General features: G+C 60.7%; 15 protein-coding genes. 7 read left to right on the top strand and 8 right to left on the bottom strand.

Annotated features, from left to right (window positions below; genetic code table 11):
* The first annotated feature begins 288 nt into the window (after positions 1 to 288).
* Complete coding sequence (locus B9Y51_RS00245) at positions 289 to 1,302, top strand: LLM class flavin-dependent oxidoreductase (RefSeq protein ID WP_085528390.1); 1,014 nt, start codon at positions 289 to 291, stop codon at positions 1,300 to 1,302.
* Positions 1,303 to 1,365: 63 nt separating this feature from the next.
* On the opposite strand, the gene B9Y51_RS00250 is transcribed toward B9Y51_RS00245, so the two are convergent.
* Positions 1,366 to 2,820 carry an amino acid permease gene (locus B9Y51_RS00250; protein WP_048680872.1) on the bottom strand — a complete coding sequence of 485 codons (1,455 nt, stop codon included), beginning with the start codon at positions 2,818 to 2,820 and terminating at the stop codon, positions 1,366 to 1,368.
* A gap of 141 nt (positions 2,821 to 2,961) precedes the next feature.
* Here B9Y51_RS00250 and B9Y51_RS00255 point away from each other — a divergent pair, with 141 nt between their 5' ends.
* Positions 2,962 to 4,413 (top strand): carboxylesterase family protein, encoded by a 1,452-nt coding sequence (locus B9Y51_RS00255; protein WP_085528391.1) that lies wholly within the window; start codon positions 2,962 to 2,964, stop codon positions 4,411 to 4,413.
* 3 nt (positions 4,414 to 4,416) lie between these two features.
* The gene (locus B9Y51_RS00260; RefSeq protein WP_048680867.1) at positions 4,417 to 4,830 is read left to right on the top strand and encodes a ChaB family protein; all 414 of its coding nucleotides are present in this window, start codon (positions 4,417 to 4,419) and stop codon (positions 4,828 to 4,830) included.
* A gap of 122 nt (positions 4,831 to 4,952) precedes the next feature.
* On the opposite strand, the gene B9Y51_RS00265 is transcribed toward B9Y51_RS00260, so the two are convergent.
* Positions 4,953 to 6,446, bottom strand: coding sequence for an MFS transporter (locus B9Y51_RS00265; protein WP_082156749.1), 1,494 nt, complete (start codon positions 6,444 to 6,446; stop codon positions 4,953 to 4,955).
* A 359-nt stretch (positions 6,447 to 6,805) separates the two neighbouring features.
* Between B9Y51_RS00265 and B9Y51_RS00270 the strand changes: the two genes are divergently transcribed.
* Positions 6,806 to 7,318 (top strand): asparaginase domain-containing protein, encoded by a 513-nt coding sequence (locus B9Y51_RS00270; protein ID WP_085528392.1) that lies wholly within the window; start codon positions 6,806 to 6,808, stop codon positions 7,316 to 7,318.
* Between the two features lie 37 nt (positions 7,319 to 7,355).
* Here B9Y51_RS00270 and B9Y51_RS00275 read toward each other — a convergent pair whose 3' ends face one another.
* Positions 7,356 to 8,177: a trimeric intracellular cation channel family protein gene (locus B9Y51_RS00275; protein WP_085528393.1), complete on the bottom strand. Its 822-nt coding sequence runs from the start codon at positions 8,175 to 8,177 to the stop codon at positions 7,356 to 7,358.
* A gap of 190 nt (positions 8,178 to 8,367) precedes the next feature.
* Complete coding sequence (locus B9Y51_RS00280; protein ID WP_048680859.1) at positions 8,368 to 8,556, bottom strand: YegP family protein; 189 nt, start codon at positions 8,554 to 8,556, stop codon at positions 8,368 to 8,370.
* Positions 8,557 to 8,926: 370 nt separating this feature from the next.
* Here B9Y51_RS00280 and B9Y51_RS00285 point away from each other — a divergent pair, with 370 nt between their 5' ends.
* Positions 8,927 to 10,393 (top strand): MFS transporter, encoded by a 1,467-nt coding sequence (locus tag B9Y51_RS00285; protein WP_085528394.1) that lies wholly within the window; start codon positions 8,927 to 8,929, stop codon positions 10,391 to 10,393.
* A 77-nt stretch (positions 10,394 to 10,470) separates the two neighbouring features.
* On the opposite strand, the gene B9Y51_RS00290 is transcribed toward B9Y51_RS00285, so the two are convergent.
* Positions 10,471 to 11,043: an MFS transporter gene (locus B9Y51_RS00290; protein ID WP_245826004.1), complete on the bottom strand. Its 573-nt coding sequence runs from the start codon at positions 11,041 to 11,043 to the stop codon at positions 10,471 to 10,473.
* A 111-nt stretch (positions 11,044 to 11,154) separates the two neighbouring features.
* Between B9Y51_RS00290 and B9Y51_RS00295 the strand changes: the two genes are divergently transcribed.
* Entirely contained in the window at positions 11,155 to 12,462 is a 1,308-nt protein-coding gene (locus B9Y51_RS00295; RefSeq protein WP_048680651.1) for an ISL3 family transposase, read from the top strand.
* Here B9Y51_RS00295 and B9Y51_RS00300 read toward each other — a convergent pair.
* On the bottom strand, positions 12,445 to 13,257 hold the full coding sequence (locus B9Y51_RS00300) for an MFS transporter (protein WP_085528396.1): 813 nt from the start codon (positions 13,255 to 13,257) through the stop codon (positions 12,445 to 12,447). The genes B9Y51_RS00295 and B9Y51_RS00300 overlap by 18 nt on opposite strands.
* Before the next feature lie 399 nt (positions 13,258 to 13,656).
* Between B9Y51_RS00300 and phoH2 the strand changes: the two genes are divergently transcribed.
* Positions 13,657 to 14,895, top strand: coding sequence for an RNA 5'-3' helicase PhoH2 (gene phoH2, locus B9Y51_RS00310; protein WP_245826011.1), 1,239 nt, complete (start codon positions 13,657 to 13,659; stop codon positions 14,893 to 14,895).
* 28 nt (positions 14,896 to 14,923) lie between these two features.
* Here the strand turns inward: phoH2 and B9Y51_RS00315 are convergent, their stop codons facing one another.
* Positions 14,924 to 15,535: a class I SAM-dependent methyltransferase gene (locus B9Y51_RS00315; protein ID WP_065424272.1), complete on the bottom strand. Its 612-nt coding sequence runs from the start codon at positions 15,533 to 15,535 to the stop codon at positions 14,924 to 14,926.
* Entirely contained in the window at positions 15,532 to 16,509 is a 978-nt protein-coding gene (locus tag B9Y51_RS00320; protein WP_143467931.1) for a helix-turn-helix transcriptional regulator, read from the bottom strand. Before B9Y51_RS00320 ends, B9Y51_RS00315 begins: the two co-directional genes overlap by 4 nt.
* Positions 16,510 to 16,560 lie beyond the last annotated feature (51 nt).

Consider the following 16,560-nt stretch of genomic DNA (forward strand, 5'->3'; position numbering starts at 1 on the left):
ACAGCAGAACCTGTCAGAACAAGTCCCCCGCACCTCGCGGCGACAAGAAAAGACTTTACACACACGTGAACAACCACAGCAACTCGAAACCACGTGAAACACACCACACCCCCAACAAGCCCGGTATTCCGGGGATCTTGCCTGCTCGGCGCCTCCCGCGGTCACCTGAACCACAACTAGACACCAGATGAACGGCCGAGCGCCTCGAAAGGGAACACTCGACGTCGTCTACTAGGGCGTTCGCCGGAATACCTGCCACCTCCCAGAGCGTTATAGGTGGCAGATCCCATGACTCCTCGCCGAAAGGTCGTCTCCGTGCTCCCACTATCCCTCATTGACTTCGCCACCATTTACGACGGCGAAACGCCCCACGAGAGCTACCGGCGCTCCGTCGACATGGCCAGACAGGCGGAGGGCCTCGGATTTTCACGCATCTGGTACGCCGAGCACCACAACATGCCACATATTGCCTCGGCGGCTCCGGCGGTTCTGATCTCTCACATCGCTGCTCACACCGAAACCATTCGCTTGGGCGCGGGCGGGGTCATGTTGCCAAACCATTCACCGCTGGTCATCGCCGAGCAGTTTGGCACCTTGGCGGAGCTGTATCCCCATCGGATCGACCTCGGCCTGGGTCGCGCTCCCGGAACGGACATGCGAACTCTCCAGGCGTTGCGTCGCGACCCCCAAGATGCGGAGCGCTTCCCGAGCGACGTCGTCGAGCTCCAGGGGTACCTTGACGGTGCCTCCCGGATTGAGGGAGTCCAGGCCATACCGGGGCGCAACACCCGCGTTCCCCTCTACATTCTGGGCTCGTCCCTTTTTGGCGCACAGCTCGCGGCGCAACTGGGCTTGCCCTATTCTTTCGCCTCCCATTTCGCCCCGGCAGCTCTCGAACAGGCCACCTCAACGTACCGGGAGAACTTCCAACCGTCCGAGCATCTGTCCGAGCCGTACGTCGTCGCCGCCGTCAACGTCACCGCGGCGAACACCGGGGAGGAAGCCGAAGAACAGGGTCGGAAGGTCCGCCGCAAGCGCGTGGAAGCCATGCTGGGGCGCGGTCGCCAGTTCACCGAAGCGGAACTCGACATGCTCGTGGATTCACCCGCAGGTCAGCAGGTTCTGGAGATGCTTCGCTTCACGGCCCAGGGCACGGGTTCGGAGGTCAAGGACTACCTCGAACGGTTCGCTCAACTCTCGCAAGCCGATGAGCTGATGATCTCGTTGCAGTCGCCGTCGACCGAAGAATCTGCCCGATCGATGGAAATTCTGGCCGATGCCTGGGGACTCGCCGCGTCCTAAATTCACGGAAGTTCCGTCAAAGGCGGCCCACTGCTTTGTGGGCCGCCTTTGGTGTGCCGAGGGTTAGTCGACGCGTCCTTCTTCAACCTTCTGGATCGCCGCGGTATTCGGCGGAAGGTCATTGAACTCGGAGGCGTCCTTATTCCTCACCATGACCTTGCTCAGGACGGCAAGAACCACAATCAGTGCGGCCGTGGCCAAGAGCTGGACGCGGATGGCTGGGTCCGTCATACCAAGCACGACGATCGCGGCCACCAACGCGAGAGCAAAGTACGACAAACCGGGAAACGCCCACATCTTGAGGGGCAAGGTTCGCCCTTCACGGTCTGCCCGTCGACGAAGAATAATCTGCGAAATGAGCGCGAAGGTCCACACCGCGAGAATCGTGGAGCCGACCACGTTCAACATGATGTTCAGAATCACCTCGGGCCACAAATAGTTGAGGACCACGGCCACAAAGCCACCCAGCACCGAGAGAATCACCGAAAGGTAGGGCACACCCTTCGCGTTGATGGTTGCGAGCCCCTTCGGAGCCGAACCGCGCCGGGCCAGGGAATACAACATACGCGAGCCGCCGTACATGTTGGCATTCAGGGCCGAGAGCATCGCCAACACAATGATGATGGTCATGACCCCTTCGGCAGCAGGTAGTCCTGCCACGTTGAGGACGGCAACAAACGGACTGGCCGAAAGAGTTTCGTCGTCCCACGGCATCGCCAGGACCATCACCGCCACGGCACCCACGTAGAAAACCAACACGCGGATCAGGATCGTTCGAATGGCTCGGGAAACATTCTTCGCCGGCTCGTCGGTCTCAGCCGCTGCGATGGTGGCCAACTCGGTGCCTCCAAACGCGAAGACCACCACCAACAGTGCTCCCGCGACACCTGACAGACCATTGGGCATGAAGCCGTGGTGATCGGTGAGGTTCGCCAGTCCTGGTGACGGCGCTGGCAGCACGTTGATGAGCAGAAGTACGCCGACGACAAGGAAGCCAAGGACCGCGAGGACCTTCAACATGGCGAACCAGAATTCCGTCTCCCCCAGCGTTTCCACGTGGAGCAGATTCACGGCGGTGAAGACACACATGAAAATGAGGGCCAGGACCCATTGTGGGATCACGGGCCAGGCCTCATTAATGATTTGGGCCGCCGCCGTGGATTCGGCCGCGATGACGATGACAATTTGTATCCACCAGAGCCAACCGAGGGCTCGACCTGCGGTAGGCCCCATTGCCTTACCTGCGTACGTGGAAAACGATCCCGGAGCGGGGTCGGCGGCAGACATCTCGCCAAGGGCTCTCATCACGAGAACCAGGAGGAGACAACCGGCAAAGTAGGAAATGATCACGGCCGGTCCCGCAGCTTTAATGGCGGAACCGGTTCCGACGAATAGACCGGTTCCGATGGCCGAGCCGAGAGCCATCATCACGAGGTGACGTGACTTGAGGCTGTTACTCGACGGTGCGTTGAGACGGGCGCTTGTGGCACCTTCAGGGGAGTGTGATGTATGACTCATGTGGGTCGACACTACCTGACCGTTTGAATTTATAGAACGTTCGTTCAGTATTTTTTTGAAGAAGTTGGCGACCCTCGAAACTCCGGCAAGTATCCAGGTTCTCCGGGTTCATTCAAAGACTCTGCTCGTAGACTCGAGACCATGACGGAAACGAGCAATGGCAGCGCACAACTTCAGGCCCTTTCCGAGCCGCACTCCCCCGAGAGCCGGCGCGGTCGCCAGAACCCCGGGCCCTGGTCGACCATTACGGCTCCGGCAGGAACCTTTCATACCGTGCAGAACGACGACGTCGTCCGCGCCCTCGGGATTCGGTACGCACGAGCCGAGCGCTTCGGTGCCCCGGTACCTCACGTCTATAAAGACCCCTTCACCGCGGACACTCCCGCGCCAGCATGCCCGCAACGCTACGAGGAACACGATGAGCAGATTCAACGCCTCGGTTTCGACGAACATTGCCAACGACTGAGCATCACGCGCCCCGCAGATCGGCGGTCCGGACTGCCCGTGATGGTGTGGATTCACGGTGGCTCATACATCGGCGGCGCGGGCGATCTCCCGCATTATGACCCCACCGCGCTCGTGCGCGACGAGAACATCATTGTGGTCAACGTGACCTACCGACTCGGCCTCTTTGGCTACCTCGGGGATGGCCGCACGAGGGAATCCAATCCGGGACTCCTGGACCAGGTCGAAGCCGTGAAATGGGTCCACAAGAACATCGAGGCCTTTGGCGGAGACCCCGAAAGAATCACGATCGCAGGCCAATCTGCCGGAGGCCATTCCTGCTGGGATCTGCTGCTCGTCCCCGACATCAAGGGGATGGTGCGGCGAGCCATTCCCCAAAGCGCTCCCTTGGGCATCGTCCACGGTCGACGTCGCGCGTGGAAAGCTGTCACACCTGGACCTGAGAAAACGGGTCGCATGAGGCAAGCAACCACCACGGAACTTGCCGAGGCTGAGTCCGTGATCAACCGCAAGGCGGCTCTCCATCTTCGGGCGTCGCTCATGCCGTTCTCTCCTCAATATGGACAACGTCCGCTACCCGCCGAACGCAAACTCAAAACCGCGTGGAAGAGCGTGGGCCGCAACGTGGAAGTGCTGATGGGCACGACGGCGCGCGAATCGGCCCTGTTTACAGGTCGGGTGAAACTACTCGAAAGGCTCGTGGGGAAACGCTGGGGCCGACGCGGCGTCGTCGAGCCCCTCGTCCGGGCTACGACGAACCTGATTTACACGGCCGACAACGCCATCTGGGCGCAACGCCTCGCGAATGCCGGTGGATCGGTGGGACTGTATCGATTCGTCTACGGCAAGCCCGATGATGCCCTGTCCTGCTGCCACATCGCAGAGTTGCCGCTCCTCTTCCCCAATCCCGCGTGGACCGATACAGAAGACAACGCCGGAGGTGGCGTCCCGGGCCACCGAATCATGGAAACCTACGACCCCGAAACCGTTGAGGCCTCCGGACGCGCCCTGCGGGCCATGTGGGCTGGCTTTGTCCGCGACGGCTTCGGCTCGCCAGCCGTCCGAGACCTACCCGGGATTCTGGAACTCAACACTCTGAATCGCGCGTCAACCACCAATAGGAGCTGAACCATGCCTAAAACGAACAGCCACGATGAACCGATCTCAGACGAGCTACCTGAAACTCTCAAAAAATCCGACCGCAAGGCACAAGACACCTTTGCCAAGACCTACGACTCCGCAATGGAACAGTACGGCGATGCCCAACGCGCCTCGCAGACCGCCTATGCGCAGCTCAAGCACACGCATGAAAAAGTGGGTGATCATTGGGAAGAAAAAGAAGAATACGGCGATTCCGACGAACGGGCCGAATCCTCGGAACGCGGCCGCGGCAGCACCGCCGGTGGGGTCAATGCCAACGCCTCAAAGGAACACCTTTACCAGCAGGCCCAAGAGCTGGGCATTGAAGGGCGGTCACACATGACCAAGGATGAATTGGTCGAGGCCCTTCACAAAGAGAGCCAGCGCCAAACGTCTGGATCGTGACCGGCGCGAAAACCCTCGACGCCTCACCATAAAAAGCGCGCCACCCCCGCAGGGATGGCGCGCTTTTCATGTCAGAACGCGGCGGCGTGGAAAACCCCTTCTACGCTGCCGCGCCCCCGCAATTAGGAACCCTTATTGACTCGGGGATCCTGGACGATGTCGATCGGCATGGTCGAGAGGTCGTACTTCTCGTTCTCTTCGAGAGACTCGACGACTTCCTCGGCCTCGTCTTCATTTTCGACGGCCGGCATGGAACCGTGCAGGTTCCGACCGGAAGACTCCTTCATGAAGTACACGCCGATGGCACCCACGATGCACGCGAGCATGATGTAGAACGCGCCCATCATGTCCGTGTTGAACAGGTTCGCCAACGCGGTGATCACGAAGCCCGTGGTACCGCCGAAGAGGGCGACGGCGATGTTGAACATGATGCCCATTGCCGTGTACCGAACGTTCGTCGGGAAGAGCGACGGCAGAGCGGAAGCCTGCACCGAGACCTGGAACATCATGATGATGCCCATGATCAGCAAGCCCAGGAACGTGGACCACGTGTGGCCCATCATCATCAGCATGAAGGCGGGGATGGCGCCAATAATGCCGACGACGCAACCCGCGAACATGACGGGACGACGACCAACGCGGTCCGAAACGGCGCCGAAGATCGGCAGACCAACCGAGACGATGATCAACACCGGCACCAGCAAAGCGTTGCCATGAAGAGTGTCGTATCCGAGCACGTCGGAGAGGTATTCCGGCATGTAGGTGGTCACGGCGTAACCCACAACCTGAGCGCACATGACCATCGCAGAACCGATGAGCAGGTGGTGCCAGTGATCGCGGACCACTGCCTTGAGCTCGTCCATGATGGACTTGCGGCCAGCCTTCGTCGACTCCTTTTCGTTGGCTTCGTTCTGAGCCTCGAAGGCGTGGGATTCCTGGATGTGGCTACGCATGTAGACACCCACGATGCCGAGGGGCAACGCAACCCAGAAGCAGATGCGCCAGCCCCACTCGGTCATGAACTGTTCGCCGCCAGCAACTTCGAGAACAGTGGCGAGGGTCGCGGCAGCCGCGAAGCCGAGGTAGGAGCCCAAGTCCAGGAAGGAACCCCAGAAGCCACGACGACGGTCCGAGGCGTACTCGGCGATGAACGTTGCTGCACCGGCGTACTCGCCACCGGTGGAGAATCCCTGAACGAACTTCAACAGGATCAAGAGGATCGGAGCGAAGATGCCCCACGTGTTGTATCCGGGCAAGCAACCGATGAGGAAGGTGCCGAAGGACATCATGATGATCGTGAAGGCCAGAACCTTACGGCGTCCGATCTTGTCGCCAATCGGCCCGAGGATCAAACCACCCAACGGACGGACCAGGAAGGTGACTGCCAAGGTCGCGAAGGTCGCGAGCTTGTCCCACGGTTCCGGGAGCGGGAAGAAGACCATGGCAATGTAGGTCATGACATAGGCGAAGACGCCGATGTCGAACCATTCCATGAAGTTACCCAAGAGGGTCGCGCGGAGCGCCTTCTTCATCTCGGACTGGTCGACGACGTGAATGTCATCAGTCGTCAGTGAAGGTGAAGGTGATGCGGATGGTGCTGATCGAGAACCACTCATAAGTACGCTTTCTATTTCGACAAACGCGTGCCACTGTACTCGCTTGATTCAGGGGTGCAACCGCGCAGTCTCCTGCTGACCCCTTCGAAGGCACTCGGCGAGCGCCGTCCGAATCCCCAGACGACCGACTCGCATCCAGCTCTTCCGTGTTGGTGGTCGACGCAAGTACGAGTCAAGGTCCCCATAGACAGTCTGTGAATCTACCAGCAGGGTACAGAATTGCCCATGATTGCCTAGGCCTATTGTGATGCAATACATCAAATCCGGGCGCGTATACGACGCGTCGTCACCGGGCTAAGCTGTTATCGTTCGCGGGGTTAAACCCTGAGTCATCCCCTGTTCATCAACCGAGGAGTACCGTGCCCACCCCCAGCGCCGCAGAAAAAGTCGCCATCCTGACCACGGGTGGAACGTTCGACAAGTACTATTCCGTCGCCGGTGAGATGGAAATCGACGAGCCGACGGTTGGCCCCATTCTGGATCTGGCGGCCACCAACCTGGATACCGAGGTTCGTTCCGTCGTCGCAATCGACAGCTTGGACATGACGGACGAGCATCGCGCCCAGATCGCGGAGGCTTTGGAAGAAACCGATGCGCGCCGCGTCGTCATTACTCACGGCACCGACACCATGCCCGAGACTTCAGAATTCCTCCGCGAGCGCCCCGAGGCCATTAAGGGGAAGACCATCGTGCTCACGGGCGCGATGCAGCCTTCCTGCATGCGTCTGACCGATGCCCCGTTCAATCTCGGCGCAGCCGTGGCCGCCGCCCAACTCCTGGAACCTGGCGTCTACATCTCGATGAGCGGTCGTATCTTCGAAGCAGGATCGGTGGCCAAGGATCGTTCCCGCGGGGTCTTCGTAGCCAAGTAGAACCACGATCAACGGTGCACATCACCCCGTGGAAGGTTCACCGGTCTTTTCGAAAATGCCGTCTCTTCTGGTTGCGATGAGCACGAACCTGTTCTTCGGTAATTTCGTCGAGGTTGCCGGCGAGGGCCGAAGCTCCAGAGCGAGAGTCTTGCGCGCCCCCTCGGACTGATCCTCGCGGAAGGAATCGTGGGCGACGCCGAAAATCGAAGCTCGGACGTGGAACGCTGACTTTCAGGGTGACCGGTTCGGGGAGCCTCCAGTTCCGCCATCTGGCCAGGATCCCGACGACGCCGCAGGTCACGATGGAAACGATCATCCCCAGGTTTTCTTCTTTGAGGACCAGGGTGAAGAAGGCCATCTCGGCGCCCCCGATGACACCGACGGTGGCGTAGAGCGAGCTTCCACCCAATACGGACGGAATGCGGTTGACCATGATGTCGCGAAGGACTCCGCCCCCAACAGCCGTCGTGACACCCAGAAGGATAGACGGTACCCAGTGAAGACCTAGACCAAGGCTCTTCAAGGTTCCGGTAGCGACCCAACAACCCATGCCGACGAAATCTACGGCCATCAGAAAACGCTGCGCCCACGGTGCTCCAAGGTCAAGCATGTACGCGAGTAATGCCGAAACGGCCACGCCGACCCAATAGCCGCTATCCGTCAGGGCGATGGGGAAACCGGTGTTGAGAAGGATGTCTCGAATGAGGCCACCGCCCGCACCAGAAACGATCGCGAGCATCACGAAGCCCACGACGTCGAACCGGAAATTGCGGGCTACCGCGCCGCCCAATAGACCATTGGCGACGACGGCTCCAATGTCGACGACGCGAAACCAGACTCCCGGATCCCACTCGTTCACCGACTCACCCCCGACTCATGCACCTACGACACCTCGTATGTCGCGTTGATAGAACGATCCTAATGACGGACCCTTCCTCTGGCAGAAGCGAAGTCAGACTGTGGACGATGAATGGGATCGCTGCGGCCCCGACGGCCCAGCCCCGGGAGAGGAGGCGCGGCGTCGGGGCTTCGCGATCGTCAGCAAGGGATCAGTCTTGCTCTTCGAGGTGCTTGACCTCTGCTCCTTCGGCAGCGCGCTGCACAGCGGCGACGCCCTTCTTAGCAGAGGCGAGGGACTCGTATCCTTGCCCACTGGCGACAACCTCACCGTTACCGGCCTTCAGACGGAAACGGAATTTGCCTGCTTTATCCTCGTAAATTTCAAATTTTCCTGCCATGACGGGCTCCTAACGGAATCATATCGTTGACCCCTCTGACACTAGACCCACATCACATTTTCAGGGAATACATCGCGGAAACTTTTGGGAAGATCTCGGTACCTCAACGACGAAAATTACGGATTGAAGATGATGTTGCCCACAGATAAGAAGTACCCTGATCAGCGGCGAACACCACACATAAGGGTGCTTATTCGTTGTAGCCTCAATACTTAGGCACTCTATGTACCTGGTCCGGGCGGGTCGAGGACGCAATTTTTCGCCAAAACATCGGGAGGCGAAGAGTTGTATCGTCGAAATCCTGCCGTGTACCCATGCCCTGCCCGCACCTTGAGTTGGGGCTCTTCCCCTTTATGGAAGGTTGAAAGCAATGTTTGGACCCGAAAATGTTCGTCGACGCTGGAAGGTCGACGACGTCACGGTCACCAAGCCGAGCGTTATCAAGCGTGCCATCGGCGCTGCCGCCATCGGCAACATCACCGAGTGGTACGACTTTGGTGTCTACGCATATCTCCAGGTGACCATCGAGAAAGTGTTCCTACCTGACCTCGGCGGCGCTTTGGGCGCTATCATCACCGCGGCTCTCTTTGCCGTCGCCTTCCTCGTCCGCCCCATCGGTGGCTTGGTCTTCGGCCCCCTGTCCGACAAGATCGGACGCAACAAAGTCTTGTCGATGACCATGATCATGATGGCGCTGGGCACTTTCGCCATCGGCATCCTCCCCGGATACCAAACGGTCGGTCTCTGGGCTCCGTTCCTCCTTTTGGCCTGCCGCCTCCTGCAGGGATTCTCCACTGGCGGCGAGTATGGCAACGCGATGACCTTCATCGCAGAGTACGCACCGGACCGTCGCCGCGGGTTCTTCGGATCCCTACTTGAGGTCGGAACCTTCACCGGATACCTCTTCGGCGCCACCATTGCCACCGTCATGGCAGGAGTCTTGACCGACGAGCAGATGCTCAGCTGGGGCTGGCGCCTTCCGTTCTTCGTGGCACTCCCCCTCGGCCTCGTCGGCGTCTACCTGCGAACGAAGCTCGCAGATACCCCGGCTTACCTCGCCCTTGAGAAGGAAGCTGACGCGAATGAGAAGAATTCGCGGTCCAGCGAAAAGGGAGAGAAGAAGAAGGGCGAGTTTGCCACCATCTTCAAGCACTGGCCGTCGATGCTGATCTGCGTGGGCTTGGTGCTGGCATGGAACGTCACCAACTACATGCTGACCTCTTACATCCCGGGCTACTTCACCACGGTCAATAAGATCCAAGGCTCAGGCGGCGTTTCCGACCTGACATCCTCGATTTTGCAGATCATCGTGATGGCAGTCTGCCTTGTCACCATCCCATTGCTGGGTCGCCTCTCCGACCGCGTTGGCCGCAAGGCCGTCATTACAACAGGGTCGATCGCCTTGATCGTCCTGTCGGTCCCGTCGGTCCTGCTGATCCGGGGGCATAGCGACATTACGGTGCTGATTGGCCTGCTCATCATGGGCCTGAGCCTGATCTGCTTTAGCTCGACGATGCCGTCAACGTTGCCGTCACTATTCCCGACCCTGGTCCGCGCAGGCGCTCTTTCGATCGCTTTCAATATTTCAATCTCGCTCTTCGGTGGCACGACGTCCACCGTTATGAGCACGCTGATCGGGTGGACCGGCGATCTCATGTGGCCGGCGTACTACCTCATCGCGGCCGGCGTGATCGGCTTGATCGCCGTGTTCTACACCCCGGAAAGCAACGGTCGACCGCTGTGGGGCTCATCGCCAGCAGCAGAGTCGAAACCAGAAGCCAAGGAGCACGTGGAGGAGCTGAACCGCGAATACGAGTTGGCTAAGTCCGAATCGTAATCCCGAACAGCCTGCTACAAAGGGCCCCGGAGCACGCCAATCGGCGCGCTCCGGGGCCCTTCAGTATTCCGGGGAGCCTATGCGTTCGGGTCCTTGACTCGGTAGGCGCTATTTTCGGGGTTGTCCAGCGTCGAATGCTTGCGATTGTCATGCATCGCGAGTACGGCAATCAGACCCAAAACGGACATGACGACCACGTACCAGGGGAAGATTCCTCCGACACCCTGGTTCTTGAGGAACAGGGCGACGTATTCTGCAGACCCGCCAAACAGGGAGTTGGCAATGGCGTACGTGAAACCCACTCCCAGGCCACGAATGTGTGCGGGGAACATCTCGGCCTTCACGACGCCGGAGATCGAGGTGTACAGGCTGACGAAGACCATGGCGATCACAATGAACAGCCCCGAGACCACGATGGACGATTGTGAGCCGATGAGTGCCAGCAACGGCACCGGAAGAATGACCATGCCGATCACGAAAATCAGCATGTTGTTTTTGCGCCCGATCTTGTCCGAGAGGGCACCCGCAAGCGGTTGCATGAGAATGAAGATCAGGAGGCAGATCGTCATGGCATCAGCGGTCTGGCCTTTGGGGAACCCGGCCGTGTTGATGAGGTATTTCTGCATGTAGGTCGTAAAGAGGCTCTTCACAGATGAGGGTGTAGCTGTGGTGCGACCTGGGGCGGCGCGTCGGTGTCGGGGTGAGGGTCGAGGTCTTCCGATGATGGGAGTTCTCACACAACCCGTCCGGAAGACCTCGACGTGCCTGACGCTACCTTCACGCGCCCTGACCTGACTACCTTCACCCGCCTCGACGGCCTCGGTCTGGAGGTCACCGGCCAGCTGCTCGAGCCTGACCGGTCCGTGCTGGCGTGCCGGGTCGTGGAGCCGGACGACTGGTGCAGGCGGTGCGGCTGCCAGGGCGTGCCCCGTGACACGGTGAGCAGGGAGTTGGCGCACGAGCCGTTCGGGTGGCGCCCTACCACGCTGGTGCTCACCGTGCGCCGCTACCGCTGCAAGGAGTGCTCGCACGTGTGGCGTCAGGACACCACCGCTGCGGCGCCGCCGCGGGCCAAGATCTCCCGCGCCGGCCTGCGGTGGGGTCTGGTCGGGATCGTCGTCGGCCACCTGTCGATGGCCCGAGTTGCCGAAGGACTGGGCGTGGCGTGGAACACCGCCAACGACGCGGTCCTGGCTGAGGGCCGGCGTCTGCTCATCGAGGACCCGACCCGCCTGGACGGTGTCAAGGTCGTCGGGGTCGATGAGCACGTGTGGCGGCACACCCGGCGCGGTGACAAGTACGTCACCGTGATCATCGACCTCACCCCGGTCCGGGACGGCACCGGGCCCTCACGCCTGCTGGACGTGGTCGAAGGTCGGTCGAAGAAGGCGTTCAAGGACTGGCTGGCCGAGCGGGACCAGGCTTGGCGCGATGGGATCGAGGTCGTGGCCATGGATGGGTTCGCGGGCTTCAAGACCGCCACCACCGAGGAGCTGCCGGACGCCGTCACGGTTATGGATCCCTTCCACGTCATCCGGTTGGCCGGGGACGCTCTCGATGAGTGCCGCCGCCGAGTCCAGCAGGAACTGCACGGACACCGCGGACGCAAGGGCGACCCGCTCTACACCGCGCGGCGGACCCTGCACACCGGGGCTGACCTGCTCACCGACCGCCAGCACGAGCGCCTTGACAAGCTCTTCGCTGGGGACCGGCACGTGCAAGTCGAGTGCACCTGGGGGATCTACCAGCGCATGATCTCCGCCTACCGTCACCCCGACCGGGCAGCCGGCCGCGTCGAGATGAGCTCCGTGATCGACGCCCTCGCCGACAGTGTGCCTGAGGCGTTGGTAGAACTGCGCAAGCTCGGCCGCACCCTGACCAGACGCGCCTGCGACGTCCTGGCCTACTTCGACCGGCCGCGCACGAGCAACGGACCTACCGAAGCCGTGAACGGTCGCCTCGAGCACCTGCGTGGCCTGGCCCTCGGCTTCCGCAACCTCACCAACTACATCGCCCGCGCACTCCTCGAAGCCGGCGGATTCAGACCACACCTACACCCCGAATTGTGAAGAGCCCGTAAAGACGTAGAACACGAGGGAACCAATAGCCGTGATTCCAAAGACCACCCAGAAGGCCCGCTGGTGGCGGAAGACCTCTCGCAGGCTTCCCGAGCCTGCGGCGTTGCGATCAATGTGCGACGTCGTCTCCGTGAGTCCGGAACGCAACCACAACGAAACGATCGCGGCTACGGCTCCGATGACGAAGGGAAGACGCCACCAGCCTGCGCTGATCTGCTCATCGCCCAGAGTGTGCGTCATAATCACGGCCAGAAGACTAGCCAGCAACTGCCCACCGACCAACGTGACGTATTGGAAGGACGAGAAAAATCCTCGCTTTCCGGAGGTCGCCACCTCTGACATGAACGTGGCTGTCGAACCGTATTCTCCACCTACCGAGATCCCCTGAATACACCGCACGATGGTGAGAAGAATCGGCGCGAGGACGCCAACGGAGTCCGCTGTGGGGAGGACTGCCATGGCCAACGAGCCGGCACACATCAGCAGAATCGACGAGAGCATGGATGCTTTGCGTCCGTAGCGGTCGGAAACGCGCCCGAATATATATCCGCCGACGGGTCGCATGAGAAAGCCGACGAAAAAGACGCCGGCCGTACTCATGAAGGCACCCGTTTGGCCCGTACCCGAGAAGAAGTGCTGGGCAAAGTAGACGCTGAAAAATGAGTAAACGTAGAAGTCGAACCACTCGACGAGGTTTCCGCTCGAGGCGGCCAGGATCGACTTGACCGTTTGCCACGTCGATTTCTCTGGCACCCCGCGGGTGGTCTGCTCCGGTTGAGACGCCATGATGCGTTCCCTCCTGCGTATGGCGAGCCTCCCCGCCGGGTGTGATAGACCGGTCCAGGCTACGCCCAAGGAGATCCAGATCATAATGTTGACGGCCCTTGTCAGCGACGTCTCAACCCTCAATGAGGTCTCGCCGAGGTTCAAGCGTCTGGGGATTAACCGATCATTCACACAAACGTCATGACGGAATCGAGTGTTGCAGGACACGTCGCTGGAGCTCGATCCTAGGTTGGGAGTAGTTGGCACACGCCGACTCGGGGTTACGGCCTCGACGTGGAAAGGGAGAGGCCGAATGCCGCGAGGCGCTCCGTCCGCACCGCCGAAGGGGAACTCATCGTGAGCTCGTCCGTCACTACATACGTCCTCGACACCTCGGTCCTTCTCTCAGATCCGAGAGCCATGTTGCGATTCGACGAACACGAAGTGGTTCTCCCGCTGGTGGTCGTCTCCGAGCTGGAAGGCAAACGCCATCATCCGGAGCTCGGGTATACGGCACGGAAGGCGCTGCGCATCTTGGACGACCTTCGTGACGAATTTGGACGCCTCGATCGCGAGATTCCGGTGGGCGAAAGCGGCGGAACCCTCAGAGTCGAGCTCAACCACATCGATTCTTCTCAATTGCCCCTGGCTTTCGACCGTTCCGAAAATGACACTCGCATCATCGCTGTGGCACGAAATCTTAAGGCTGAAGGCGCGAACGTCGTCGTCGTGACCAAAGACGTTCCGATGCGCGTGAAAGCCGCATCCATCGGTTTGGCAGCCGAACAATACCTCGCCGAACAGGCCGTGGACTCCGGATTCACGGGCCTCTCGGAAGTATTCCTCAATCAGAATGAAATGGATGAGTTGTACAAGAACGGGCATCTGACCACCGATGCGGCCGTGGAGGAGGTCATCAACACGGGATTGATTCTCTCGTCGCCCGGCGGCTCCGCTCTGGGCCGTGTGGTGGGCTCCGATCACATCAAGCTCATCCACGGCGACCAGCAGGCGTTCGGCGTCGGCGGACGTTCCGCGGAACAACGGATCGCCATCGATATGCTCCTTGACGAATCCGTGGGCATCGTGAGCCTCGGGGGCCGGGCGGGCACCGGTAAGTCCGCCCTGGCGCTGATGGCCGGTCTCGAAGCGGTCCTCGAGAAGGGGACGCATCAAAAGATCACGGTCTTCCGTCCGCTTTATGCGGTGGGCGGGCAGAACCTGGGGTACCTTCCCGGGTCCGAGGGAGACAAGATGAATCCGTGGGCCGAAGCCGTTTATGACACCCTGGGCGCGCTCGTCAGCAAGAATGTCCTCGACGAGGTCATCGAGCGCGAGATGCTCGAAGTTCTTCCCTTGACGCACATCCGGGGCCGGTCGTTGCACGATACGTTCGTGATCGTCGATGAGGCACAGTCTCTTGAACGCACGGTGCTGCTGACCGTTCTGTCGCGTCTCGGCGAGAATTCACGGGTTGTGCTCACCCACGACGTCGCCCAGCGAGACAATTTGCGGGTGGGTCGCCACGACGGCGTGACCGCCGTCATCGACCGCCTCAAGGGCCATCCCCTCTTCGCTCACATGACGCTCACCAGATCCGAACGATCGGAAATTGCCGACCTGGTCACGGACGTCCTCGAAGACAGCGAACTGGTCTAACCCCGGAAGGGTGCGGCCTCGCGGAGGATCAGCTCTGCGGACCTGCCCGCGTGGCGACGATCGCCCCGTGGGGTCGCGCTCCTGGGTCATGACGATGATGAATCTCCTCCACCCGTAATCCCACCGTGCGCATCAGCGTTGCCAATTCGCCTCGGGGCCACCAATAGGCGGTGGTGATCGCGTGATCGAAAGCTACACTCTCGTCACCGTCGAAATACCCCATCAGAAGGCTCCCGCCGGGCCTCAACGCATGCGCTACCCGACGCAATTCGCCCTCCCGGCGCTCGGGAACGACGTGAATTAGCGAATACCAGGCCAAGATTCCCCCAAACTGTTCGCCAGAGAGCTCCAGCCAGGTGGTCCCGCCCTCGTGAACATCAAGATGGGGGTGCTTGTTCCGCGCATGCCGAATGAACTCCTCAGACGGATCCACCCCGAGGACCGCTTTCCCTTGGCTGGCAAGGTGCGCCGTCCAATGCCCGGGACCGCATCCGAGATCAAGAATTTTCCCTGAGACGCCCGCCGACCACCGATTCACGAGATCGATGTCTGGCGCGGCCACGGCACTCATCGCGCCGAGCAGTTCGGCATACTCGGCGGCCCGCAAGGAATATGCTTCGGCAATTCGCTGCTCGTTCACGGTGTCTGGCTTTCTAGTCCGGTGGGCCTTCCCTCTTCAACGGACCGTTCCAGCGACTGGGCCAGCTCGACAACCGAGCGACGCACTGCCTCATCCCCCACGACAACAAACGGGTGCTCGAGCCGGGCCAGATACGACGCGGCGCGTGCTGGATCGTCCGTTCCTGCCCGATACCGGCACCGATCCGGGGCAATTTCCCGTACTTCGGCGCTACCCCACAGAAATTCCGACGGAACATCCCGCGGCCCGCAGTGAATTTCGACGTCGATGATGTGTGCAAAGGCTGCCAAAGGCATCGGTTCTCGCAACTGATCCAGCGCTTGTCCTGCGTCCCGGCGCGGCCTGAACGTCCATTGTCCGACGTCGACCTCACGCATTCGATCGACCCGAAACTGGCGCCACTGTTCTTTCTCGACGTCGAAAGCCCCCAGGTACCAGAAGTTTCCATGCCACATCAGACTGTATGGCTCGACCCATCGTTCTGATTGAGCTCTTCGTCGATCCACGTATCGGAATCTCAGGCGACGATGACGGCGAGCTGCCTCCGCGCAATGCTGAAGGTTGCCAGACAGCACCGCGTCGACGGGTGCCTCGACGTCCAACGACGCGCGGAATCCCCTCACGGTACGTCGCGCGGATTCGGGGAGGAGGTCTTCCACTTTGCTCTTCGCCCGCTCGAAGACGGATTTGTCCGCAACCGAAGTAGAGGCAACCTCGAGGGCCAAGGTAAGAGCCAGGGCCTCTTCTTGGTCCAAAGCCAGGCTGGGCAATAGCTGCCCCCGATCCAACCCGTAGCCCCCTCCATGACCCGACTCCGAGCTGATCCGATAACCGGCCCCACGGAGCCTTTCGATGTCCCGACGGAGCGTTCGCGGGGTCACGCCAAGCTCCTCGGCGAGTTGCCGCCCTTCCCACATGGGGGTTTGGCGAAATAGGCCGAGGAGCTTCAGCGCACGGGTCGTCGGATCGTTCACGGTCCCAGTCTCTCAACTTTGCGGACAGTTACTGTCCTCTATCCACAGATA

The organism is Kocuria massiliensis (assembly GCF_900169715.1).
In the GTDB taxonomy this organism is placed as follows: Bacteria; Actinomycetota; Actinomycetes; order Actinomycetales; family Micrococcaceae; genus Rothia; species Rothia massiliensis.